The organism is Blautia ammoniilytica (genome assembly GCF_025566965.1).
In the GTDB taxonomy this organism is placed as follows: domain Bacteria; phylum Bacillota; class Clostridia; order Lachnospirales; family Lachnospiraceae; genus Blautia_A; species Blautia_A ammoniilytica.
This window is the reverse complement of the sequence record NZ_JAOQJL010000033.1, coordinates 15,922-38,368: the sequence shown is the minus strand read 5'-3', so window position 1 is coordinate 38,368 and position 22,447 is coordinate 15,922. Positions and strand designations below refer to the sequence as shown.

24 protein-coding genes and 7 tRNA genes are annotated in these 22,447 nt (G+C 41.4%); 22 read left to right on the top strand and 9 right to left on the bottom strand.

Going from position 1 to position 22,447, the window contains the following annotated elements; genetic code table 11:
- Window positions 1-90 precede the first annotated feature (90 nt).
- Window positions 91-408: a hypothetical protein gene (locus tag OCV61_RS14335; protein WP_158422375.1), complete on the top strand. Its 318-nt coding sequence runs from the start codon at window positions 91-93 to the stop codon at window positions 406-408.
- Here OCV61_RS14335 and OCV61_RS14330 read toward each other — a convergent pair.
- Window positions 405-710 (bottom strand): helix-turn-helix domain-containing protein, encoded by a 306-nt coding sequence (locus OCV61_RS14330; RefSeq protein ID WP_158422374.1) that lies wholly within the window; start codon window positions 708-710, stop codon window positions 405-407. The two genes, OCV61_RS14335 and OCV61_RS14330, sit on opposite strands and share 4 nt — an antisense overlap.
- 376 nt (window positions 711-1,086) lie before the next feature.
- Between OCV61_RS14330 and tnpA the strand changes: the two genes are divergently transcribed.
- The 3 genes from tnpA to tnpC all read left to right on the top strand — a co-directional run bounded on the left by tnpA (window position 1,087) and on the right by tnpC (window position 3,735).
- Window positions 1,087-1,473, top strand: coding sequence for an IS66 family insertion sequence element accessory protein TnpA (tnpA, locus tag OCV61_RS14325; RefSeq protein ID WP_158422373.1), 387 nt, complete (start codon window positions 1,087-1,089; stop codon window positions 1,471-1,473).
- Window positions 1,463-1,822, top strand: a complete 360-nt coding sequence (tnpB, locus tag OCV61_RS14320) for an IS66 family insertion sequence element accessory protein TnpB (protein ID WP_148446808.1) — start codon at window positions 1,463-1,465, stop codon at window positions 1,820-1,822. The genes tnpA and tnpB overlap by 11 nt, the downstream gene beginning before the upstream one ends.
- Before the next feature lie 290 nt (window positions 1,823-2,112).
- Complete coding sequence (tnpC, locus tag OCV61_RS14315; protein ID WP_158422372.1) at window positions 2,113-3,735, top strand: IS66 family transposase; 1,623 nt, start codon at window positions 2,113-2,115, stop codon at window positions 3,733-3,735.
- A gap of 360 nt (window positions 3,736-4,095) precedes the next feature.
- Here tnpC and OCV61_RS14310 read toward each other — a convergent pair whose 3' ends face one another.
- The 8 genes from OCV61_RS14310 to OCV61_RS14275 all read right to left on the bottom strand — a co-directional run bounded on the left by OCV61_RS14310 (window position 4,096) and on the right by OCV61_RS14275 (window position 14,062).
- The gene (locus tag OCV61_RS14310; protein WP_158422371.1) at window positions 4,096-6,804 is read right to left on the bottom strand and encodes an ATP-dependent DNA helicase; all 2,709 of its coding nucleotides are present in this window, start codon (window positions 6,802-6,804) and stop codon (window positions 4,096-4,098) included.
- 48 nt (window positions 6,805-6,852) lie between these two features.
- On the bottom strand, window positions 6,853-7,389 hold the full coding sequence (locus OCV61_RS14305; RefSeq protein WP_158422370.1) for an Asp23/Gls24 family envelope stress response protein: 537 nt from the start codon (window positions 7,387-7,389) through the stop codon (window positions 6,853-6,855).
- A gap of 10 nt (window positions 7,390-7,399) precedes the next feature.
- A complete protein-coding gene (locus OCV61_RS14300; RefSeq protein WP_158422369.1) occupies window positions 7,400-8,869 on the bottom strand; it encodes a restriction endonuclease subunit S in 1,470 nt (489 codons plus the stop codon).
- Complete coding sequence (locus OCV61_RS14295; RefSeq protein WP_158422368.1) at window positions 8,866-10,386, bottom strand: class I SAM-dependent DNA methyltransferase; 1,521 nt, start codon at window positions 10,384-10,386, stop codon at window positions 8,866-8,868. The genes OCV61_RS14300 and OCV61_RS14295 overlap by 4 nt, the downstream gene beginning before the upstream one ends.
- A 2-nt stretch (window positions 10,387-10,388) precedes the next feature.
- On the bottom strand, window positions 10,389-12,734 hold the full coding sequence (gene hsdR / locus OCV61_RS14290; protein ID WP_158422367.1) for an EcoAI/FtnUII family type I restriction enzme subunit R: 2,346 nt from the start codon (window positions 12,732-12,734) through the stop codon (window positions 10,389-10,391).
- 18 nt (window positions 12,735-12,752) lie between these two features.
- A complete protein-coding gene (locus OCV61_RS14285; RefSeq protein ID WP_118488449.1) occupies window positions 12,753-12,965 on the bottom strand; it encodes a helix-turn-helix domain-containing protein in 213 nt (70 codons plus the stop codon).
- 263 nt (window positions 12,966-13,228) lie between these two features.
- Window positions 13,229-13,579 carry a TnpV protein gene (locus tag OCV61_RS14280; RefSeq protein ID WP_158422366.1) on the bottom strand — a complete coding sequence of 117 codons (351 nt, stop codon included), beginning with the start codon at window positions 13,577-13,579 and terminating at the stop codon, window positions 13,229-13,231.
- Window positions 13,580-13,612: 33 nt separating this feature from the next.
- Window positions 13,613-14,062 carry a helix-turn-helix domain-containing protein gene (locus tag OCV61_RS14275; RefSeq protein ID WP_262583071.1) on the bottom strand — a complete coding sequence of 150 codons (450 nt, stop codon included), beginning with the start codon at window positions 14,060-14,062 and terminating at the stop codon, window positions 13,613-13,615.
- Between the two features lie 407 nt (window positions 14,063-14,469).
- Between OCV61_RS14275 and OCV61_RS14270 the strand changes: the two genes are divergently transcribed.
- From OCV61_RS14270 to OCV61_RS14185, 18 genes are all read left to right on the top strand, one after another.
- A complete protein-coding gene (locus tag OCV61_RS14270) occupies window positions 14,470-14,673 on the top strand; it encodes a hypothetical protein (protein WP_158422364.1) in 204 nt (67 codons plus the stop codon).
- Window positions 14,673-15,884 (top strand): tyrosine-type recombinase/integrase, encoded by a 1,212-nt coding sequence (locus OCV61_RS14265; RefSeq protein ID WP_262583069.1) that lies wholly within the window; start codon window positions 14,673-14,675, stop codon window positions 15,882-15,884. Before OCV61_RS14270 ends, OCV61_RS14265 begins: the two co-directional genes overlap by 1 nt.
- A 134-nt stretch (window positions 15,885-16,018) precedes the next feature.
- Window positions 16,019-16,360 (top strand): nucleotidyltransferase domain-containing protein, encoded by a 342-nt coding sequence (locus tag OCV61_RS14260; RefSeq protein ID WP_158422362.1) that lies wholly within the window; start codon window positions 16,019-16,021, stop codon window positions 16,358-16,360.
- A complete protein-coding gene (locus OCV61_RS14255; RefSeq protein WP_158422361.1) occupies window positions 16,347-16,772 on the top strand; it encodes a HEPN domain-containing protein in 426 nt (141 codons plus the stop codon). The genes OCV61_RS14260 and OCV61_RS14255 overlap by 14 nt, the downstream gene beginning before the upstream one ends.
- 386 nt (window positions 16,773-17,158) lie before the next feature.
- Window positions 17,159-17,341: a hypothetical protein gene (locus OCV61_RS14250; RefSeq protein WP_158422360.1), complete on the top strand. Its 183-nt coding sequence runs from the start codon at window positions 17,159-17,161 to the stop codon at window positions 17,339-17,341.
- 121 nt (window positions 17,342-17,462) lie between these two features.
- Window positions 17,463-17,786, top strand: a complete 324-nt coding sequence (locus OCV61_RS14245) for a rhodanese-like domain-containing protein (protein ID WP_158422359.1) — start codon at window positions 17,463-17,465, stop codon at window positions 17,784-17,786.
- A gap of 109 nt (window positions 17,787-17,895) precedes the next feature.
- Window positions 17,896-18,441: a phosphodiesterase gene (gene yfcE, locus OCV61_RS14240; protein WP_158422358.1), complete on the top strand. Its 546-nt coding sequence runs from the start codon at window positions 17,896-17,898 to the stop codon at window positions 18,439-18,441.
- A gap of 24 nt (window positions 18,442-18,465) precedes the next feature.
- Window positions 18,466-19,629 (top strand): THUMP domain-containing class I SAM-dependent RNA methyltransferase, encoded by a 1,164-nt coding sequence (locus OCV61_RS14235; RefSeq protein WP_158422357.1) that lies wholly within the window; start codon window positions 18,466-18,468, stop codon window positions 19,627-19,629.
- Window positions 19,626-20,210, top strand: a complete 585-nt coding sequence (locus OCV61_RS14230; RefSeq protein WP_158422356.1) for an XTP/dITP diphosphatase — start codon at window positions 19,626-19,628, stop codon at window positions 20,208-20,210. Before OCV61_RS14235 ends, OCV61_RS14230 begins: the two co-directional genes overlap by 4 nt.
- Window positions 20,207-20,686 (top strand): metallophosphoesterase, encoded by a 480-nt coding sequence (locus OCV61_RS14225; protein ID WP_158422355.1) that lies wholly within the window; start codon window positions 20,207-20,209, stop codon window positions 20,684-20,686. Before OCV61_RS14230 ends, OCV61_RS14225 begins: the two co-directional genes overlap by 4 nt.
- Before the next feature lie 29 nt (window positions 20,687-20,715).
- On the top strand, window positions 20,716-21,510 hold the full coding sequence (locus OCV61_RS14220) for an NYN domain-containing protein (RefSeq protein WP_158422354.1): 795 nt from the start codon (window positions 20,716-20,718) through the stop codon (window positions 21,508-21,510).
- A gap of 151 nt (window positions 21,511-21,661) precedes the next feature.
- Window positions 21,662-21,736 (top strand) — tRNA-Pro (locus OCV61_RS14215).
- Between the two features lie 34 nt (window positions 21,737-21,770).
- A tRNA-Gly gene (locus tag OCV61_RS14210) sits at window positions 21,771-21,841 on the top strand.
- An 18-nt stretch (window positions 21,842-21,859) separates the two neighbouring features.
- Window positions 21,860-21,933, top strand: a tRNA-Arg gene (locus OCV61_RS14205).
- Window positions 21,934-21,938: 5 nt separating this feature from the next.
- Window positions 21,939-22,012, top strand: a tRNA-His gene (locus tag OCV61_RS14200).
- A 9-nt stretch (window positions 22,013-22,021) separates the two neighbouring features.
- Window positions 22,022-22,093: transfer RNA gene (locus OCV61_RS14195), tRNA-Gln, on the top strand.
- Window positions 22,094-22,103: 10 nt separating this feature from the next.
- Window positions 22,104-22,176, top strand: a tRNA-Lys gene (locus OCV61_RS14190).
- Window positions 22,177-22,264: 88 nt separating this feature from the next.
- Window positions 22,265-22,345 (top strand) — tRNA-Leu (locus OCV61_RS14185).
- Window positions 22,346-22,447 lie beyond the last annotated feature (102 nt).

Below are 22,447 nucleotides of genomic sequence, written 5' to 3'. Positions count from 1 at the left end.
TCTTTTTTTATATTTTCAAATTTGCAACAGATAAAAAATTAAATATGCTCATAGAAGGGAGAATTGGAACCAGAGCAGGTTCGAAACATTATGGACAGTATGATAAAAAAATTGTATGACATGGAACTGGAAGAACTAGGACGGAGCGGCTGGCAGGATGAAAAATTACTGTCAGAAGTCAGAAAACTTCTGGAAAAGAACAAGGCTTCTATCCAGGTTGACGATAAAACTGGACGTGAGGGGGGGGGGATCTGGCGTTTGCGATTGCTGAGGTGGGAGAAGAAATTGGGTTTACGCAAGGATTCAAGTGTGCCTTTCAGCTTTTTATGGAATGCAGAAGGGAATAGAATCAAATGGTACAAGGTATTAAAGATAAGGCTATGCGTGGGGATACGCATAGCCTTTTAAAGAGTTTTTATAAATTCAATTAATGCACGCTGTTGTTCTTCTGAGAGGGCTGCTGAAGCCTCAAGTAAACTTCTCTGAGTTTTGGTAAGAACATAGGGTTCCTCGTTTTCAGAAAAGAATTGTGAGAGGGTAATCCCGAAAGCACTACATATTTTTTCAAGAGAAGGAATTGAAGGCACTAAATCTTTCCGATACCAGGAAGAGATGGTTGATTGAGTCAGACCAGATTTTGTAGCAAGCTGGTATTCTGTCCAGCCTTTTTGATTGCGATAGGTCGTAATTTTATCAAGTACAGGCACCATAATATCACCGTCTTTCTGTTAGTATATGGTTATAGTAGAGGAAAAACAGTAATAATATGCTATATCGTATTAAAATAACGAATATTAGTTGAACAACGAAAAAAGGTGCTATAATAAAAGTACATAAGAGAAAAGGGGGACTAAATTATGTCAATTGGAATTGCAGCAACAATAGGAATGATAGCAACGATGGTAGCAATTGTGCTATTGTATGTGAAGGTATTGCCAAAGAAATATGATGGCAAATTGGACAAGATTCATATTACTTGCTGTAATAGTTGCAGGGTACACGGTAAATAGTTAGTACCGTGCTTTTCGCCTAAAACCATGAGATAATCCCTTTATAAAACTAAAAGTTTTTTAAAGGAGAAATCTTATGGATAAGATCACACGTCAGATCCGTATTGAACATTGGACCCAGATCATGAATGAATGTTTGAACAGTGGCATGAATAAGACCGAGTGGTGCAGGGCAAATGGAATCTCAGACAAACAATTCTTTTATTGGCAAAGGATTCTCAGAAAAGAAGCTTTTGCTGCTTTGACATCAAAGGAACTTTCGGTTATTACAGACCCGGCAGATGAAACCAGCCCGCGAAAGATCTCATTTGCAGAGATCAGTCTTCCAATCAAACAGGAGCCTGTCAGAAATGGATTCCAGCCAGATATCATCATCCGGAAAGGATCGGTTTCTGTAGAGATATCCAATTCCGTTTCAGCAGAACTCCTGTCACGGATCGGAGAGATCTTTCATGCTGAATGATGCTTCTGGGTTTCGCAGAATCTACCTGGCTACCGGTTACACAGATCTGAGACGTGGTATGGAAGGCCTTGCATCCATCATCAAGTTTAATTTTCAGCTGGATCCGTATCAGAAAGATATCCTGTTCCTGTTCTGCGGAAGGCGGACTGACCGTATCAAAGGGCTGGTCTGGGAAGGCGATGGCTTCCTACTCTTATACAAAAGACTGGAACTGGGCGCATTTAACTGGCCCCGCACGAAAGAAGAAGCACTGGAGATCACACCGGAGCAGTACCAGTATCTCATGCAGGGACTTGAAGTTGTTGCACGCCATCCGATCCAGGAAGTCAGACCGGGGAAAGTCTTATAAAGTCCTGTGCAAAACAGAGAAAATAAAAAAATATCTTCCGGTCATTATAAGCTCAGAAAAAAAGTTATCCACTTTTCATGATCCGCTGTCTTCATTTATTAAGGAGTACTTTCAGGCCATTTACGGGGTTTGTGGATAAGTACTCTGAAAAGCCCGAAAAACTATTAGTTTTTTGAGTTTTTCAGAGTGTTCATCCATTGGTAAAAATGACGGATGCTCTATCTGCCGGATTCGCTTTTTCTTTATCTTTGCGTTACAATAAAGACATCAGATAAAGGAGAAGGGCATCCATGGCAAAAGTATATACAAAAGAAGAACTGAATAGTTTCAGCAGGGAAACACTCATGGCAGTCATCCTGTCCATGCAGGATCAGATCAGCCAGCTGAATACAAACATGGAGCGCCTTATCGAGCAGATCGCTGACGCAAACAACAAGCGTTACGGCCGTTCTTCCGAAAAGCTGGAGACGATCTCCGGACAGATGGAACTGGAACTTATCTTTAACGAGGCTGAAGCACTTACGGAAACACTGTATGTGGTCGAGCCTGCTGAGGAAGATGTGATACAGCCGCGCCATCGTAAGAGTAAGGGAAAACGCGAGGCAGATCTGAAGGATCTTCCGGTTGAAGTGATCAGCCATACCATGTCAGAAGAAAAACTCCGGGATGTCTTTGGCACAGATGGATGGAAGCAGCTTCCGGATGAGATTTATAAAAGAGTCCGTGTACAGCCTGCTGTCTATACCGTTGAGGAACATCACGTGGCAGTCTATGCCGGCAGGGACAACCAGACGATCATAAAAGCAGACCGCCCAAAAGATCTGCTGCGTAACAGCCTGCTCACTCCATCACTTGCAGCAAGCATCATGAATGCCAAGTACGTAAACGGGCTTCCTCTTTACAGGATCAGCCAGGAATTCCTGCGGAATGACATCCATATCTCCAGACAGGTCATGGCAAACTGGATGATCCAGTGTGCAGACAGGTATCTGGGTATCCTTTATGACCGTCTCCACAGGGAACTGTATCAGTTTCATGTGCTTCAGGCGGATGAGACTCCGGTCATGGTCACTAAGGATGGACGGCCGGTGAACAGCAAAAGTTACATGTGGATCTATCGGACTGGAAAGAGTTATACAGATACCCCGATCATCTTGTATGAATACCAGCGCACCCGGAAAGCGGATCATCCGGAAGAATTCCTGAAGGATTTTAAAGGGATCGTAGTCTGCGATGGTTACTCTGCATACAGGAAACTGGACAGGGAAAATCCAGACATCGTCTTTGCGGGCTGCTGGTCCCATGCAAGGCGTAGGTTTGCGGAGGCGTTAAAAGCCCTGCCAAAAGCAGTACAGAAAAATGCAAAAGAGACGATAGCCTACGAAGCAGTCAGCCGGATTGCCGCGATCTATCATCTGGATAACCAGATGGAGGGACAGCCTGCAAAAGCCAGAAAAATGTATCGTCAGACCAACATCAGACCTCTTGTAGAGGCCTTCTTTGCATGGGCAAAAGAGATACAGTCTAAAAACCAGCTTTCCTGCGGAAAGACTTTGGATGGGATCAACTACTGTATCAACCAGGAAGCTTCTTTGAAAGCCTTTCTGGAAGACGGTGATATTCCTATGGATAACAATACGACAGAAAGTGCTTTGCGTAGCTTTTGTCTCCATAAGCATACATGGAAGCTGATCGACAGTCTGGATGGCGCAAATGCCAGTGCCATTATCTACAGCATCACGGAAACTGCAAAGGCTAATAATCTCAATCCGTTCCGGTACCTTGAATATATCCTGACTGTATTAAAAGACCATCAGGAGGATAAGGAATACAGTTTTATAGATGATATTCTTCCATGGTCTGAAAAACTTCCAGAAATATGCCGGAGTAAAACAAAAACAATTAATATTTAAAACCTTGCCGCCGGAAACGGCGGCTTAAAGTTAGAGTAGTACGGATGGATTACCGTATACGTTGCAGGCTTAGGACATGCGCGAGAATGGTTAATAAAGGATTATGCCGGAAATCCTGAAATGAAAACATTTGGGATTTCCAGAGCTACTTTTGGGGATCTGTAAAAAGCACTAAACTGGATCTATCCAGTTGTGGCGATATTGTGTATCATTCCTTGTTTGAGATATTCAGGTGATGTATAACTCGCCAGGAAAATCTCCCTGATACCCTTTGAACATCAATTTCATTGATGGCTACTCGTTCATTCTGAACGCTATATTTGTTATATCTTACAAGAACAATAGAAGCACATCCGAAAATCACAGAGAATATAGTTGCTTCAATAGATTGGCATCTCGCCTGGAATCTCTAACTGTTAGATTTTCCAACACACTCTTTTCCGTTTCCGGGCTCCAATAGATTCTAAGATTTTCTTTTGCACGAGTGATTGCAGTATAGAAAATATTGTGTGTAATGCGTTCTTCAGTTTCGGTGGTAATTACAATTTTCACAGAACGATATTCCAAACCCTGAGCCTTGTGGATGGATACCGCATAAGCAACTTGAAATGGAACCACTGTGTCAGAATAATCATCATCTTCATCGGTGCTTCTGTATTTATCAACGCTGAATTTAATTATAGAATTTCCGCTTTTAGATGCATCCATCAATTCAAAATCATACCCCCATGCATCCAATTCATTAATCACGCAATCCAACTCAATTTCGAACCAAATCTTCATTTCCTCTGTTGCAATACCAACAATACGCCCCTTCGAATTATTGTGAATCAAAGGAGAGAAGCGGTCTGATTCATTAAACAATACAGGATCGCCAACTTTATACAATCCAATCCCCCATTGCATTGCCGGACTCGGATTACTGTTCTGTAAGAAGCGATTGATGTTATTAATTCCGTACAATCCATCGTAATTTAAGCAGAGAATGATTTCATCTTCTTCTGCATGGGAGAAAATAGATTCATCCAGACGGATGGAATATTTGCTCTTAACCATAGGCTCCAAAATTGCAATGTCCAGATTTCGCACTCTTTCCCACACGGTGAGAAGGTTTTCATTTTGCGTTCTGTATGGATGTGTTAGTTCGAAGATAGAGTCTTTGGAAATGAAATTGCGTGCAATATCAAACCAATTTCCAAAATAGATTGATTCAATCTGATAAACATCTCCTACAAGAACCAGAAGCTTAAACTCTGCCTTTTCTAAGACTTTTCGCATATCAGAATTGCTTACTGTACTACACTCATCGATAATAAGAACATCGCATTCTGTGTGCTGATTCTTTTCGGAAATAAAACTTGCAATGGTATTAAACTCTCTATTGCTGGCGGTTACTTTCCTGCGCATATTGTCTACTGCTGGATGTGTATTCGCCAAATACAACTTTTTCTGGTTAGAAAAGAAGTTTGAAATATGATTGATCAGCGTTGATTTTCCAGTTCCGGCAGAACCATAAATAAGCGCCACCTGCGATTTTGCAAACATATTTCGCAATGCGTCTTTTTTCTCTGGCGAATCAATAGAATATGAGCCTTTGTTCAGCCATGAATCTACAGATCCGGTATATTGTGCTATTCCACTTGTTGCCAGATCTCGTAATTTTTGAATTATGAATGCGCTATCATCAGCATATCCTTTGATATACACAAAATCATGAAAAGTCATCAGCTTTCTGTGTTCATGTTTTGGAAGATATAACTTGCGATTATATGTACTAATCAGCGCATCGATATTATCAAAACCTACTATATCCTTTTGGGGTGTAAACAACATCCCTTCTATCTCTGTATTATTTTGAATATGGCGTGCGAATAGTTCATGTTCTCTACCTTTTTCCGATAGGCAGTCCAGCAAATCGTATATGCGTGGATTATGATTTCTCAATGATGTACAAAACGGCATCCTATCAAACGGAATACATCCATAACTTAAATTTAGCCCTGACAACAACGAACAGCCATTATTCCAACGTTGCCATTTAATAATTCTGTTATTCAAATGGTACAGTAGATACTTAAGTACATTACATCCAGGCTTATTGGATAAGATTATCTCTCTACACTGATCAAGGGTGTCAAAAATATAAGTCGTTCTTGCCTGACTTGTAATCTGATTTTTTACAAAACCATAATACCGTTCTGAGCACGCAACCAACTCTGATAGTGGCATTTTAGTTTCCGTCAAAAATCGCATCAATTCGGAATACTCTTTTGTTCCTGTGTTGATTTTAGAATGTTTTCCGATAATATCTGCAAAATTATCCAATTCGCAGGGACGTATTGATACATTCCACCCATCGATAATTTGAATAGTCATGTCTTTTCCTAAAACATTGATCGAATCATTACGAATCGAAAGTTTTACCGCATAGTTACTTAGTATTTCATAACGCGAAAAAGCGATTACTCGGTCAAATTTGCTTATTTTACTGTTTGCTGCAGTAAATGTAACTTCGTAGTATATTCGCTGGTTCACAAAGAACGGCTTAATCTTTTGAATGTAATATCTATCTGAATATATACTTGTTGAACATCCCTGACTTGGACTGTAAATTTTTTCTGCAATTTTCTCGTGATACTCTGACAGTTCTGTATCCGTATCCAATGGAAAATCTTCAATATTATCCAGAACATGAAGCCCATAAGTATCATTAAGAAAGATTTTTATTTTCAGGAGATACTCATAGTACTTCAGCATTAATCTTTCAGAACCATTTTCATCTAAAGTGTAATGTGACACCGACTTTTGAAGAAGCTCATGAAATTGGTGTAAAAAACGGAGGTCTCCTCTTGTTTGCAAATACTTCAACGCTTCAACATTTAGAGCATAATTATTGGGGTCGAGGTCTGAACCATTAGCATATACTTTATCTGCAATGTATTCTACAAAATTACGTAACTGCGACAAGATATTCTGGCTCAATAACCCACGTTCTGAGTCGTCAAATCTACTGATATTTTTACAAATCACTTTGTCTGTAGCCAGTATTGCACTGTCAATTTGCATCATAGTTTTTCCCTCCAATCAAATGAGTTAAATATGTTTTAGTAATATCGGTTACTGGTTTTGCGAGTAATTCTTTCTGATATTATCCTCAATCAGTAACTGGGCATCATATTCAACAGAATCTTCCCAATTTTGAGTTGTATTGCAGCGTAGGCACTCCATTTCTGTTCCATACAGACCGCCTTGTTTGAGCCTCATACCACACTTTGTGCAAACTGGATGCAGGTTGCTAATGGTGTATTTCCCATCATACATTTTGGAATAAGTCCACTCCCATGAATAACCCAACATGTAATCCTTGGTGTATTGTAAAAATGTGGGGGGTATATTATTTGACTGGGAACCCGATATTTTTGCAACCACAAACAATCCAACTACGATAATTGCAATGGCAATAAGCAACCACCATACTTTAATTTCAAAATTCAGGAAAGAAACGACACCATTAAAAATAAATCTCATAACATTCTTAAAGGTACTTAACCAATCAATACCCTGAATCCAATCCAGTAGCAAAGAAAGAAGTACGCCACCTATTACAGTTGTTCCAATTCCAAGAACCCAAGGATTCTTTGCCCATTTCTTCATTGCAATCACCTCATTTCAACCGTTTACATAACGGCAGTATCTGTTCAATCTTGTTAGCAATTCTGATTTGTTCTTCATATGGGGGCAATGGAACTAAATATTCTCTGAATCTGGACAAGGAGATAAACGACTGCACACCACCGGATGCTTCTTTTTTTAACTTGTACTGAGCATAGAAGAAGAACCAGTACATATACTGCATAGAAATATCAGTATCAGCAAACTTCTTAAACAAAGCCATGTTTTTGATACAAAACTCGCTGTCTTTTTTCACTAAAACAGGATTTCCTATTGAGCCAATCATCGCAAAAAGAATATCGTCATCGTCAACCATAGACCTTGCATTTATTTTATCCGCATCTTCTTGGGTGATATATTTCACATTGCCATAATCAATGGTGCCGTTGCTTAAATTCTTACTTGTGACCAGTGGAATACCCATAGGAACATACTTCGGGCTATCATGTGTACCATCACGGACATCAATAATGTCTGATAGTCGCACCCACTTCCAGCTCTCCGGAATATCAAAAGGAATTTCATTCTCTGCAATTTCGGGCAGGGGTTTTTCCTTTTTGATTTTCTTTTCCGCAATGAGCCGTTGCTTCTCTGCCTGAATTTGTTGATAGAGTTCCTCGCCGGTGCCTTCCTCAGCTCGCTGCTCAACGAGCTTACCCTGAATGGCATATTGCAGAATGGACTTCTTCATATCCTCCGGGAACTTGGCGTTAAACTGCTCCAGCTTCTCATAGGAAGCAGCATAGCGGTCAACCAGAGGGAGGAGTTCTTCAATCTTGGCAACGATGCGCTTTTGTTCGACGAGAGGGGGAAGAACAACCATAGTGCTTGCTATAGCATCTAATACCCAATTTTTATTTCCCACTCCTCTTGTATTCTCGGTGGCTTGTGCTTGTACCAGGGGGCTCATAAGCATATAATACAAAAATTCTACATCTATACATTTGCAATCGAATTTGAGCAATGCCACACTTACAAACAGGCTAAATGGTTCGGTAGTATCTACGATTGCGGGAACGCCTGTTGTACCTACCTTTGAAAGTATTAAGTCCTCCTTTTCTGGATTGCATCGTGCATACAATTCTTTGTGTTCTTCTTCTGAAATATATTTAGTGTTTTCTAACGATAGGAAACCGTTGCTCATATCTTTAACAGATACAAATTTAACTCCTGTAGAGGTATATTTAGGGGTCTTGTGAGTACCATCAGTAAGTTTATTCAATATGCTTCCAAGAGTAACCCACATCCAATTCTCGGGAATATCAAAAGGTACTTCTTGAAAATTGATTATTGAGTTGGTTCTCTTGTCTTTTTTAATGATTTTTTCTTTTATCAACACTTCTCTCTTTCGTTCGATTTCCTGAAAGAGTTCCTCGCCGGTGCCTTCCTCGGCTCGCTGCTCCACCAGCTTGCCTTGTATGGCATACTGCAAAATACTCGCTTTTAACTGTTCCGGTGTCATTCGCTCACACCTCCCGGCAGCAGAGCTTCCAGTTCTGCCAGTACCTTATCAATTTCCGCATTGAGGGCAGTCCGTCTTTCCTGATATTCCCGGATAGTGTCCATTGGGTCAAGGATTTCTTCTTCCTCATGGGGATAGCCGCACAGGTCGATATTGCAGCCCTGTTCATTCAGCAGATAATCTGCGGTAAACTTCTGCGCCTTGAAGTTTTCGCCGTCCGTAATTTCCTTTCGGTCATTCCACCAGGCGATGCAGTCATCAAAGTGCTTCAGCTCCATCGGCTTGGTCTTAGAGAAATGCTTTCTGTCAGACGGAATATCTACCCGATAAAACCATGTCTCTGTGGTCGGCTTTGTGTTGTCAAAAAACAGCAGATTGGTTGTGATTGAGGTATAAGGGCTAAACACAGAGCCGGGTAGCCGGACAATCGTGTGCAGATTGAACTGGGAAATGAGTTTCTTCTTGATGTTTACCTTGGCGTTGTCCAGACCAAACAGAAAGCCGTCCGGCACGACAACGGCGGCTCTGCCGTTCTTCTTCAAGCGGTACAGGATGACCGACATAAACAGGTCGGCTGTTTCCGAACTTGCCAAGTCGTCTGGGAAGAAGCCTTGAATAGACTTGTCCTCATGCCCACCATAGGGAGGATTCATCAATATCACATCAAACTTATCATCATCCGTATAGTCCAACAAATTGTGTTTCAACGAGTTCATGTGATAGATGTTCGGGACTTCAATGTCATGCAGCAGCATATTGGTTACGCACAGCAGATAGGGAAAAGGCTTTTTTTCAATTCCGTAAATGCTATCATCCAGCTGCTTCTGAGCGGCGGTGTCCGTTACCTGCTTGGAGAGCTGTCCAAGCCAAGAGGTGATAAATCCACCGGTGCCACAGGCGAAATCTGCCATCTTTTCGCCCAGCTGCGGCTTTATCATCAATGCCATAAACTCGGTGACTGCTCTCGGCGTATAGAATTCACCGGAAGAACCAGCAGATTGCAACTCCCGCAAAATCTCCTCATAGACAAAACCGAAAGCATGGCTTTCCTTCACATCGTCAAACTCAATCTCGTCAATGACATCAATGACCTGACGAAGATAAACGCCGTCCTTCATATAGTTGTTGGCATCCTCGAAGGTGGACTTGACAATGGCTTTCTTAATTGGAGTATCGGGTGTCACCTTGATACCCTCATAGAGAACCGCATCACCATCTTTCACATCATTGCCTTTCAGAACCGGGAACAAGGTATTGTTGACAAAATTAAGGAGCTTATCTCCAGTCATAGCATGACCGCTACCATCAGCTTTCGCCCAATTTCTCCATCTAAGGTCTTCGGGAATGATGGATTCATAATTATCCTCATTCAGCTCCCAATCATCTTCTTTTGCGTCATAGACTTTGAGAAAAAGCATCCATACCATCTGCTCAATTCGTTGCGCATCGCCGTTGATACCAGCGTCCATACGCATTATATCTCTAATTCTTTTTATAAAACCTGACTGCATCGCCATATTTATCCTACCTCTACTTCTTCATAGATACTTGCCTCAAGCTCTCTAACAGCGGTTTCATATTGAGCCTTGCCGCCAAACAGCTTGACAATTTTTGCAGGCTTACCGTAATTGGCAAAATCCGCAAGGGAGAGAACTTTAATATCCTCAACCTCTGTGATACCTTGGTTCATATACTTATCCAGCAATATATCAAGAACGGCCTGTGCGTCGGCAGAATACTTGCTGAAAAAGTCTTTCTTCTTAACATTGTTAGCCCGTTCTTTTCGGGTCAGCGGCTTTTTACCATATGCCACATAACAGATGAAGTCGAAATCGTCCACATCTTCCATACCTTGGTCTGCTTTCAATGCTTTTAGATCAATGCCCATCGCCGTGAAAGATTCCTCAATAGTTTTCTTTTTGTCCGACGCTTTCCACTTGCGGATAAAATCGGACAGCGAAGCGTATTCACCCTTGATGTTGGTTCTGGTGTAGTCGATAATGTCCTCCTGTCTGAGGAGTTTTCCATTCGCATCATAAACTGAAACGGTCTTGTTGATAATTTTTACCTTGCAGCCATCTCTGTCAACGACGGGCGTTTCCACAGGGTCATCAGGAGGCTGCATACCTCCACCACCGCCACGACCGCTACCCTCTGGCTTGGAGCCGCCATGCTGGAAGCCCTCATCCTGCTCAACCGGGCCGTCCCAATCCGGGTCGGAAAATAGCCTTGTCACATTCCGAAAGTCCATGACAACAAAATGTGTTTTGCCGTCTTTTTCTCTGATACGGGTTCCACGCCCGATAATCTGCTTGAAAGTGGTCATGCTCTCAATCGTCTTGTCAAGAACAATGAGCTTGGTCATCTTGCAGTCAGCTCCGGTGGAAAGCAGTTCCGATGTTGTTGCAATAACGGGATACGGTTCGGATACAGAGATGAAATAGTCAAGTTTGGACTTGCCGTATACATCTGAGCCAGTAATTCTCACGCAATAGTCCGGGTTCTCCTTCACCATATCCTGATTACAGTTGGTAAGGGCAATTCTCATGCGTTCTGCATGATCTTCGGAAGCGCAGAAGACGATAGTTTTCTGCATTCTGTCGGTGCTTTTCAGATATTCCGTAATTTCCCTTGCAACCTCATCAATGCGGTCTTGGAGAATGATGGTGTAATCGTAATCCCGGTTGTTGTAAATGCGGTCTTCAATGACATTGCCGAAAATATCGGTCTGCCCCTGGTATGGTCTCCAGCCGTCTCCGATGTTGGTTGTGATATTGATGACCTTAAACGGGGCAAGGAAGCCGTCCTCAATGCCCTGTTTTAAGCTATAAATATAAACCGGCTCTCCAAAATAATCTATGTTCGATACCTTTTCACTTTCCTTTGGAGTAGCGGTCATACCGATCTGAGTGGCAGAAGAAAAGTATTCCAAAACCTTGCGCCAGTTACTATCTTCCTTTGCACTTCCTCGGTGACACTCGTCTACAATAATAAGGTCGAAATATTCTGCCGGTATCTGCCTGAAATGTTCTTCATCGTTCTGACCTACCATCTGATGATAGAGGGCAAAATTCACTTCATGGGCTGCAATTTCTCTCAAACATTCTTTGTCAGAAAAATTAACCTTGTAAATTGTCTTTTCAAGCGGTGCGAAGTCCTGTGCAATACTTTGGTCTACAAGAATATTTCTGTCCGCTAAATACAAAATTCTCTTTTTAAGGTCAGAACGGAGCAGACGATATACAATCTGAAAAGCAGTATATGTTTTGCCTGTTCCGGTAGCCATGACAAGCAGCAATCTCTGCTGTCCTCTTGCAATTGCTTCCACCGTTCTGTTCACAGCATTTCGCTGATAATATCTTGGCGGATAAGTACTCTGAGATGAATAATACGGCTGGGAAACAATTTTCTTTTCCACGACAGAAATGCCATTTCCACCATTTAGCTCCGCATAGTAACGTGCAATCAGCTCATCTTGTGTCGGAAATTTCTCCAATTCAATCTGTTGCTCCTGTCCGGTCAGAAAATCATGCTCATAGAAAGCGTCACCGTTTGACGAATATGCAAACGGCAAATCCATCATCTGAGCATATGTCATCGCTTGCTGCAATCCATGAGATACAGAGTGATTGTTATCCTTTGCTTCCACAACGGCAATCGGCTTGCCATCGTTTAAGTACAACAAATAATCGACAAACTTGGGTTTACTGCGAACTACGATATTGCCCCTGATGTTGATGCGACCATCTGTGATTCTGGTCTCCATCGTGATATGACCTTTCCAGCCTTTCAGAATAGCAGGAGTAATATAATTCAATTTGATATCTTCTTCTGTCATTTGTTTCTTTGATAAAACAATACTCATCAGTATATCCTCCTTGCCTTAAGCTGTCTGTTCTGGAATGATATCCAGAATATCATCTATGGAGCAATTTAACACTCCGCATATTTTAACCAAAACCTCTACTCGGACATCTTCGTTCTTTCCAAGTTTTGCCATGGCATTTGTACTAATTTTTGCTGCCTTAATAAGTTCCGTCTTGCTCATACCACGATCAATAAGAATTTTCCATAATTTATTATAACAAACAGCCATGTTTCAACCTCCCACAAACGCAACTTCTCATAATTTTGTGCTATAAAAACATTATACCTCTTTTTTCTCAAATTTCAATTTCAAATTGCAATTCTCAATCGATAAATATTTTGATCCAATCCGCATTCCTGCCATCCTACCATATAGCTGAATTGTCAAAAGCACAATTCTGGAACTGCCATAAATACAATTCAAGAATTATCCCATCAAAGAAATAAGGCTGACCTGTTACAGTCAGCCCTAAGTAAAAATTCTATATTCTGTTAGCCAAAAATCAGTTCTGCATTTACGATTTCTTCTGCCTGTGATTTCAGACTACTCATGTGTTGCATCCAGGCAAGTTGCTGAATTACCTTATCCGGAGCCGGATTTTTCTCCAGAAGTTCAGTCATTATCTGTTTTACTCTACGGCGAGCTGTTTCGTCAATTTCCCATAAGTGCGGAAACAAGGTCCCAGTCAGAATCATGTCGTCCAAGAGTATTGGATTGTTTTCCACAAGAAACGCTCTGCGCATCCTGCCGTACTTCCCAAGCGGTTTATCACTTGTGTGGTTCAACTGAATATCAGGGATAAGATAATCACCGCAACGGGTATAAGTCAAATTCTGTGCCATAGGTCACTCCTCCAATCATTTTTTCTTTCACCTTCATTGTAATGGATGCTCCCATAAAAGTGAAGTTTGTAGACCGGTGGCTTCGAGCATAGCGCATATCTTCTGATAAACCTTTCGTGACGGTCTGCGATTGCCTCTTTCGAGCTTATAGTAGTAACTGGGTACAATCTCTATTTGCTCTGCAAAAGCCTTCAGCGAGAGCCCCAGAACCATTCTAACGCTCTTTAAAGCTTCCGTATATGGTGTGGCAAGGAAATGAGAGAAATCATCATAGAGTAAAGACTCTTCAATTTCCAAAATATCCGCCAGTTTGACAGCTACATCATAAGGGATGGGCTGCTTTCCATTTTCATACATCACAACAGTTGATGGTACAATATCCAGCTTTTCCGCCAACTGTCTTGTTGTCATCTGTTTTCGCTGACGGTAGTACTTGAGATTGTCGCTCGGTAAGTTGGTCTTTGGTTTTTCTTCAAAAGGTATCGTTAAATGGAGTAACAGCTTGCCCTGATAAAATTCACACAGCGATGTGTGATTGAAAATACCATTGCAAATGCAATTAATATGTTTACATTGAATTTTGAGGATGATGATGTAAATTATAATCTTTATCGTTCTACGGATTATTATGATGCAGCGTTAAACCAAAATATATATTCTGGTACATATGCAATTAAGGATCTTAATGCTGTTATTAATTTGCAGTATAACGGTTGTAGATTGTGAGAACGCTGACGAAAGCGATTTAAATGAAATTATAGGCGATGTACTTAAAGAGGCATATGAAGTTTCTGAAGATGGTAGTATCTCGCTGCGAAAACCATTTGTTCTTATCATTTGAAGTTTAGTGAAAGTTAAAGAGTATAGGGGTAACATAAGGAGAAATTGCTATGAACGACAATAATATTAACGAGATCTCAACTGCTCCGGTATGCGTAAACCGGAAGGAATTTATGAAAATTCTGGGATGTGGACAGTACACAGCAGATAAGATTGCCAGACAGTCTGGAGCCAGAATTGAAATAGGAAGACGAGTATTGATTTACATGCCGAAGGTTAATCAATATCTTTCAGATGTAACAAATTTAAAGTGATGTATATGGTGCTCTCCAGCAAATGCTGGAGGGCACTTGAAAACTGGAGGGATAAGATGAGCACAGATAATAATGGAAAAAAGCTGCCAAAAGGCATAAGGATGAGAGGCAAAGAATTATATGAGGCTCGCTTTACTTACAAGGGGGAAACTTATGTACTGTATAATACAAACCTTAAATTACTCCAAAATGAACTGGCAGCCAAAAGATATGAAGTTGAACATGGATTTTATGCGAAAGAGAGCAATGTGACTGTAGATTCCTGGTTTCATACGTGGATGGAAGAGTACAAAAGGAATAACGTCAAGTATGGCACATACAAAGTATATCTGGACGAGTACAAGACACATATTCAAGAAACTCTGGGGAGAAGACAGTTAAAAGACGTCAGAGGCGAGCATATCCAGAAGCTATTTAATGATATGGCTAAGCGTTATAGCCATACGACTGTCAATCTGGTAAGGGTTATACTGAGTGGGATGTATACACAGGCTGTTCGTAATGGAATGGTACTGCGAAATCCAGTAGAAAATACTTCTATCAAGAAGAAAAAGCGGAAAAGAAAAATACGTGTAATGACTCAGGAAGAACAAAAACTATTTATGAGATATTCGAAGACCAGTCAATTTTATGACCTGTATATTGTAGCTCTTGGAACTGGGATGCGTAGCGGAGAACTGCGGGCGTTGCAATGGTCAGATATAGATTTTGACAATAAAATTATACATGTGAATGGAACTTTAAAATACGTCGCTAAAGCTAGAGAAAAATATATGATTGATGAGCCTAAGTCTGAAACTAGCAAAAGGGATATTCCAATGCTTGAGAACCTTGTGAGTGTACTGCGTGAACACAGAAAGCACCAGCTCGCGACAAGAATGCTTCTGGGTAATAAATGGAGACCAGAATCTGGCTTCGAGAATCTAGTGTTTACAGGCAGCTTTGGCAGGTGTATCTCTGAAACCGCATTATACGAGGACATGAAGAAAATCAGAGCTCAAATTAGGGAGGATGGACATGTGTTTGGAGAACATACACCTCATTCGTTGCGGCATACATTTGCAACAAGGGGCTTTGAGAGAGGAATTCCGCCAAAGGTCATGCAGGAAATCTTGGGGCATAAGTCTATCACGATGACTCTGGATATCTACTCACATGTACTTCCAGATAAGAAGGCTGAGGAGATCAACAAGTTGGCGGCGATGTTTTAGCGGAAGTAGTAAAATGGTACAAAACGGTGGAAATAGAACTGCAATTCGGGTATAATAAAAGTAACAATAGGTTCTAAGATTTGTTAGCTGTGAAGGACACAGCTGATAGATATTGTATTATGGGAGGTGACATTATGCCAAAGCGTATGCAGAACTTGATTGAACAGTATGTAGAGGCGATTAAGAAGATATATGGTTCGCATGTAAGGCAGATAATTTTGTATGGTTCTTATGCCAGAGGCGATTTCAGACCGGATTCGGATGTTGATATTATGATTTTGGTGGATATGTCTGACCTGGAATTGAAGGCATATGGACAGCAGCTTTCGTATATGACTTATGATTTTAACATGGATCACGATCTTGATATAAAGCCGATAGCAAAAAGTGAAGCACATTTTAACAAGTGGATCATGAACTATCCGTTCTATTCTAACATTCATAAAGAAGGAGTAGTGTTATATGGAGCAGCCTAACCAGGAAATTGGCACCAGGAAAGACCTTGTCCTATATAGACTGGAGACCGCGAGAAAAGATCTGAGATCGGCAAGAGCTTTGCTGGCAATAGAAGATTACAAAGGTGCCAACAACAGGGCTTATTATTCGATCTTTCACGCAATCAATGCGGTGCACGCGGTCAGTGGAAAGGCTTATAAGCGTCATAAGGACGCTGTAGCCAATTTTAATAAGGACTATGTTCGGACTTCTATATTTCCCAGGGAAATGGGGCGGAAGATCGGGCAGGCAGAAGAGATTCGTCACGCCAGCGATTATGACGATTTTTATATTGCAAGCAAAGAAGAATCCGAGAGGCAGATTTCTGTTGCTGATGAATTTATAGTATTGGCAGAGAAATATTGTATGGAACAGCTTCAGGAGAAGAATTAGAGTGGGGGCAGTCAAAGAACTGTCCTCATTTTTATTATAGGAGAGAGCTAAAACTGGGACGGAAAATAGAATCTTGGACATATTTTGGACATACCTATCAAATGTTACAGAAATATTACGAGAACGATGAACCCAAAAATCCCACAAACCCTTATAAATCCAAAGAGAAACACCCGGTAGGGGAGCTACCGGGTGTTTCGAGGGGAGTATAAATAATTAAATAAGGGGTTATGTAAAAAAAATTTTTGAAGGGTAAATTCTTTTTACAGGTTAGATTATAATATAAAATGGAAAAAAAATCAATATCATTTTGATGAATATTCCGTCTGTTTTTGGAGATAATGAACAATGCAATGAAATTAATCTGCAACAGGAGGAAAGATTAAATGGCAAAGAATTATGAAAATGAAAGCAGAAACAGCAGAAGTTCTATAGGAAATGTAAATGGATCCAACCGAAATTCCAATAAAAACGCAATGGATACAAAGAACTGCAGAAACGCAAATACTTCTGATAAGAGTAAAAACAAAACAGAAGATGAATATGACCGGGAAGAAGACCGGTACTAAAACGGATTTTCTGATTTGGGATGCTGCCTGTGCAGCGTCCCTTTTTATATGATAAAGCAGAAACATGTGCACATTCTTTTTACATCCTGTATGCATATCATATAATAAAAAGGAGTTTCTTATGTTTCCCTTTGAAACAATGTCAGCAAAAATGCTAGATGATTATGTTGGACGCAAAGACGCATTGATCATAGATTTACGGGGACAAGAAGAATATGAAAAAAGTCATGTAAAAGGTGCATTCAATATGCCATATGAAAGATATATGGAAACAGGAAGTCTTTCCATGGAACTTTCAAAAGGAAAAATCTTTGTGTTTTACTGTGACCGGGGAGGTGCAAGCCTGAAGGTGGCAAAGGAACTGGCTGTAAAGGGTTACAGAACCAGATCTGTGATTGGAGGATTCCATGCATATCGGGGAAGAAACCTTGTAATTTCCGGCTAACCGTGATAATGTAAAAAGGAATACCGTAACTGTTCAGTACCCGTACAGTTACACAATATTTAAAAAGATAGTTGCTATTTTAAAATATTTTTAATGAGGAGAAATTTTCATGAAATACATGTTTGCATCCGATATCCATGGTTCCGCATATTATTGCAGGAAAATGCTGGAAGCATACGAGAAAGAAGAAGCAGAGCGCCTGGTGCTGCTGGGCGATCTGCTTTATCATGGACCACGTAATGATCTTCCAAAGGATTATGCACCCAAGCAGGTAATCTCCATGCTGAATGAAATGAAAAATCAGATTTATGCAGTTAGAGGCAATTGTGAAGCAGAAGTTGATCAAATGGTACTGGAGTTCCCAGTTTTGGCAGACTATTGTATTTTAGCCATTGATGATCTGACCTTTTTTGCAACCCACGGGCACGTATATAATCAGGATCATCTTCCTCCACTAATGGCAGGCGATATTCTGATCCATGGTCACACTCATGTATTGAAAGCAGAAAAAAGAGACGGATATATTCTTTTGAATCCAGGCTCTGTTTCCATTCCGAAAGAAGGGAATCCGCCTACGTATGCGATATATGAGGACGGGATCTTTTCTATCCGGGATTTCGATGGAAATACGGTGAAAAGCCTGAAGCTTTCATAATCATCAGAAGAAAGGGATTTATCCATGGAAAAATATGAATTGATCGCACCCTGCCATTTTGGACTAGAAGCAGTATTAAAAAGAGAAATCCTGGATCTTGGATATGAGATCAGCAAGGTGGAGGATGGAAAGGTCACTTTCCTGGCCGATGCACAAGGCATCGCAGATGCCAATATTTTTTTGCGTACAACAGAAAGAATCCTCTTGAAGACAGGAGAAGTAAAGGCAGTTACCTTTGATGAGCTTTTTGAGAAAACAAAAGCTATTCCCTGGGAAAGATATATCCCAAAGGATGGGCGTTTCTGGGTGGCAAAAGCCAATTCCATTAAAAGCAAGCTTTTTAGTCCTTCGGATATTCAGTCAATTATGAAGAAAGCCATTGTAGAACGCCTGAAGGAGGTTTATCATATTTCCTGGTTCCCGGAAGACGGACCGGAGTTTCCTATCAGGGTTTCTTTCATGAAGGATATTGCTACCATTGGAATCGATACATCCGGTATTTCCCTTCATAAACGGGGGTATCGCCAGATGACTGTGAAAGCACCGATCACAGAGACACTGGCCAGTGCACTGATTCTTCTTACTCCCTGGAATAAGGACAGGATTCTGGTTGATCCATTTTGCGGCAGCGGTACATTCCCTATTGAGGCTGCGATGATCGCTGCAGATATAGCGCCAGGTATGAATCGGTCCTTTCTTGCAGAACAGTGGAGACATCTGGTGCCAAGAGGCTGCTGGTATCAGGCAAAGGAAGAAGCTATGGATCGGGTAAAAATGGATATAGAAACAGATATTCAGGGGTATGATATTGATCCGGAAGCTTTAAAAGCAGCTAGATCCAATGCAAAAATGGCGAAGGTTGACAAGCTGATCCATCTTCAGCAGAGACCTGTGTCACAGCTGCGTCATTCCAAGCCATACGGCTTTATTATCACAAATCCTCCTTATGGAGAAAGACTGGAAGACCGAGAAGCACTTCCGGCTATTTACAAAGATCTGGGAGAAAGCTTCCGCAATCTGGATAAGTGGTCCATGTATATGATCACTTCCTACGACAGGGCAGAAAACGATATAGGGCGGAAGGCAGATAAGAACAGAAAGATATATAATGGTATGCTTAAGACCTATTTTTATCAGTTCCTTGGGCCTAAGCCGCCAAGAAAAACAGAAAAGAAGGAGTCCCTATGAAAAAGATAATTTTTGCAACAGGTAATGCGGAAAAAATGAAGGAGATCCGGGAGATCCTTTCAGATGTGGATACAGAGATCCTTTCCATGAAGGAAGCAGGGATTTTTGCAGATATTGTAGAGGACGGAAAGACCTTTGAGGAAAATGCTGTTATTAAGGCAAAAGCAGTGTGTGCGTTATGCGGTGAGACGGTTCTGGCAGACGATTCAGGTCTGGAAATCGATTATCTGAATAAAGAACCAGGAGTGTATTCTGCCAGATATATGGGGGAGGACACGGATTATCATATTAAGAATCACAGTCTGATCCAAAGACTGGAAGGAGTTCCGGATGAGCAGAGGACTGCAAGATTTGTATGTGCCATTGCAATGGCCTCTCCTGATGGCACCGTAAAAACAGTGCAAGGTACCATGGAAGGACGGATTGGCTATGAGGAAAAAGGGGAAAACGGATTTGGCTATGACCCCATCTTTTTCCTTCCGGAATATGGATGTACTTCTGCAGAACTTTCCATGGAAGAGAAAAACAAAATCAGTCACAGAGGAAAGGCTTTAAGAGCGATTAAGGACGAATTGAAATGAAAGTACTGATTGTCAGCGATACACATGGAAAGGATGAAAATCTGGAAGAAATCGTCCTGAGAGAAACGCCTTTTGATTATTTTATCCATTGTGGGGACGTGGAAGGAAGAGAAATTTTCATGGAGGCTTTGGTAGAATGTCCTTGTACTATTGTTTCCGGTAATAATGATTTTTTCTCAGACCTTCCAAGAGAAGTGATGATCCAGCTGGAAGGGCACAGGATCCTGGTGACTCACGGACATTATTATGGGGTCAGTATGGGGCTCTATGGGGTTTTAGATGAAGGAAAAGCCAGAGAATGTCAGGTAGTATTGTTTGGTCATACCCACAGGCCTGTAGAGGAAACAGAAGAGGGGATTCTTCTGCTGAATCCGGGAAGCCTGTCCTATCCCCGTCAGGAAGGACGAAGGCCAAGTTACGCAGTAATGGAACTGCAGCAGGGGAAGGCACCGGTGGCAGAGATCAGATATCTTTAAACAAACAGAAAAATAGGAGGCAGTAATAAGTGGAAAAGCAGATTGCAGTATTGATCGATGGTGATAATATTTCTGCAAAGTATGCAGAATATATTAAACAGGAGGCAATGGAGTATGGAAATGTGCGGATTTTCAGATTGTATGGGTCTGTGAATTCACAGACAGTGAAGGCGTGGTATAAGGTGATGCCTCTTCAGGGAATTATGCCAGTGCTTCAGATTTCCTATGCATATGGGAAGAGTATTGCTGACCAGGCCTTGACCATTGATGCAATGGATCTGCTTTATACTGGCGGTGTAGATGTGTTCTGCATAGTTTCCAGTGACAGTGATTTTACAAAGCTGGTGTACAGACTTCGGGAAGCAGGTAAGACAGTGGTAGGCATGGGCGAAAAGAAAACGAAAGAGGCACTGGCGAAGGCTTGTGATGAGTTTAAGATCCTGGATCTGATCTATAAAGAAGCAGAAGAGGAAGAAACAGAGGTACAGGCAGATTTGCCGGAAGAAGCAGAAGAAGTTCAGCTTCTAGATGATGATCAGGATGATATTCTGCCTGAAGAAGCAGAAGAGACTGCAGAGGAGATCAGTATTCCATCTGAGGAGGAAGTGATTCGGTATATCCTGGATTATCTGGATGAGGATGAGAATGTGAATCTTGCTGAGATTGGAGCTGTGCTGAAGCAGAAATATCTGGGATTTGATGCCAGAAACTATGGGTATAAGAGTATGACCAGTATGATCAAAAATCATTTTGACTGTTTTGATCTGATCATTGAAAATGCCAGGGATGGGATCCATAAGATCATGTATATCAGTAAGAAATAGTGGATTTTGTGCCTGTTTTCCTGGGAATAAAAAAATTCAAAAAAAAATAAAAAAATTTCAAAATAGGTGTTGACATTTAGGTATTGCTATAATATAATACATCTTGCGTCAAGCGACAAAGCAAAATTTCATAAGTCGTAAATGATTACAGCGGGGTGTGGCTCAGTTTGGCTAGAGCGCCTGGTTTGGGACCAGGAGGCCGCAAGTTCGAATCTTGTCACCCCGATTGCTGTTAAACATCATTACCGTTTCAGCGAAATGCGGGTGTAGTTCAATGGTAGAACACTAGCCTTCCAAGCTAGATACGTGGGTTCGATTCCCATCACCCGCTTCTCTGATGAGGAGAGATGTGTCAGTAGCTCAGTTGGATAGAGCAACGGCCTTCTAAGCCGTGGGTCGGGGGTTCGAATCCCTTCTGACACGTTATGGTGGATATAGCGCAGTTGGTTAGCGCGCCAGATTGTGGCTCTGGAGGCCCAGGGTTCGAATCCCTGTATCCACCTTTTGCCTTTGGGCTATCGCCAAGCGGTAAGGCACAGCACTTTGACTGCTGCATTCGCTGGTTCGAATCCAGCTAGCCCAGTCTTTTATATGGGATATTAGCTCAGTTGGTAGAGCACTTGACTTTTAATCAAGTTGTCCGGGGTTCGAATCCCCGATGTCTCATTGGTTTAGGCCGTAAATCTTATATGAGATTTACGGCTTTTTATTAAACAGGTATGTTGTCTGATGACGGCATCACCATACATGACATGCGGATATGGCGGAATTGGCAGACGCGCCAGATTTAGGTTCTGGTGTCTACGACGTGCAGGTTCAAGTCCTGTTATCCGCAGTTTTTAGGTTGTTGTATAATCGACATCCGTGAAATTCTTTTCAGGGATCAGTACATTATGCAGCAGCCTTTTTATGTAACAGGCATTCTTGAATAAGATGT

Excerpts from the sequence above, each read along its gene's own strand:
- OCV61_RS14335 (WP_158422375.1), top strand. The coding sequence starts at position 91 with ATGGACAGTATGATAAAAAAATTGTATGACATGGAACTGGAAGAACTA.
- OCV61_RS14330 (WP_158422374.1), bottom strand. The coding sequence starts at position 710 with ATGGTGCCTGTACTTGATAAAATTACGACCTATCGCAATCAAAAAGGC.
- tnpA (WP_158422373.1), top strand. The coding sequence starts at position 1,087 with ATGGATAAGATCACACGTCAGATCCGTATTGAACATTGGACCCAGATC.
- tnpB (WP_148446808.1), top strand. The coding sequence starts at position 1,463 with ATGCTGAATGATGCTTCTGGGTTTCGCAGAATCTACCTGGCTACCGGT.
- tnpC (WP_158422372.1), top strand. The coding sequence starts at position 2,113 with ATGGCAAAAGTATATACAAAAGAAGAACTGAATAGTTTCAGCAGGGAA.
- OCV61_RS14310 (WP_158422371.1), bottom strand. The coding sequence starts at position 6,804 with ATGATGCAAATTGACAGTGCAATACTGGCTACAGACAAAGTGATTTGT.
- OCV61_RS14305 (WP_158422370.1), bottom strand. The coding sequence starts at position 7,389 with ATGAAGAAATGGGCAAAGAATCCTTGGGTTCTTGGAATTGGAACAACT.
- OCV61_RS14300 (WP_158422369.1), bottom strand. The coding sequence starts at position 8,869 with ATGACACCGGAACAGTTAAAAGCGAGTATTTTGCAGTATGCCATACAA.
- OCV61_RS14295 (WP_158422368.1), bottom strand. The coding sequence starts at position 10,386 with ATGGCGATGCAGTCAGGTTTTATAAAAAGAATTAGAGATATAATGCGT.
- hsdR (WP_158422367.1), bottom strand. The coding sequence starts at position 12,734 with ATGAGTATTGTTTTATCAAAGAAACAAATGACAGAAGAAGATATCAAA.
- OCV61_RS14285 (WP_118488449.1), bottom strand. The coding sequence starts at position 12,965 with ATGGCTGTTTGTTATAATAAATTATGGAAAATTCTTATTGATCGTGGT.
- OCV61_RS14280 (WP_158422366.1), bottom strand. The coding sequence starts at position 13,579 with ATGGCACAGAATTTGACTTATACCCGTTGCGGTGATTATCTTATCCCT.
- OCV61_RS14270 (WP_158422364.1), top strand. The coding sequence starts at position 14,470 with ATGAACGACAATAATATTAACGAGATCTCAACTGCTCCGGTATGCGTA.
- OCV61_RS14265 (WP_262583069.1), top strand. The coding sequence starts at position 14,673 with ATGTATATGGTGCTCTCCAGCAAATGCTGGAGGGCACTTGAAAACTGG.
- OCV61_RS14260 (WP_158422362.1), top strand. The coding sequence starts at position 16,019 with ATGCCAAAGCGTATGCAGAACTTGATTGAACAGTATGTAGAGGCGATT.
- OCV61_RS14255 (WP_158422361.1), top strand. The coding sequence starts at position 16,347 with ATGGAGCAGCCTAACCAGGAAATTGGCACCAGGAAAGACCTTGTCCTA.
- OCV61_RS14250 (WP_158422360.1), top strand. The coding sequence starts at position 17,159 with ATGGCAAAGAATTATGAAAATGAAAGCAGAAACAGCAGAAGTTCTATA.
- OCV61_RS14245 (WP_158422359.1), top strand. The coding sequence starts at position 17,463 with ATGTTTCCCTTTGAAACAATGTCAGCAAAAATGCTAGATGATTATGTT.
- yfcE (WP_158422358.1), top strand. The coding sequence starts at position 17,896 with ATGAAATACATGTTTGCATCCGATATCCATGGTTCCGCATATTATTGC.
- OCV61_RS14235 (WP_158422357.1), top strand. The coding sequence starts at position 18,466 with ATGGAAAAATATGAATTGATCGCACCCTGCCATTTTGGACTAGAAGCA.
- OCV61_RS14230 (WP_158422356.1), top strand. The coding sequence starts at position 19,626 with ATGAAAAAGATAATTTTTGCAACAGGTAATGCGGAAAAAATGAAGGAG.
- OCV61_RS14225 (WP_158422355.1), top strand. The coding sequence starts at position 20,207 with ATGAAAGTACTGATTGTCAGCGATACACATGGAAAGGATGAAAATCTG.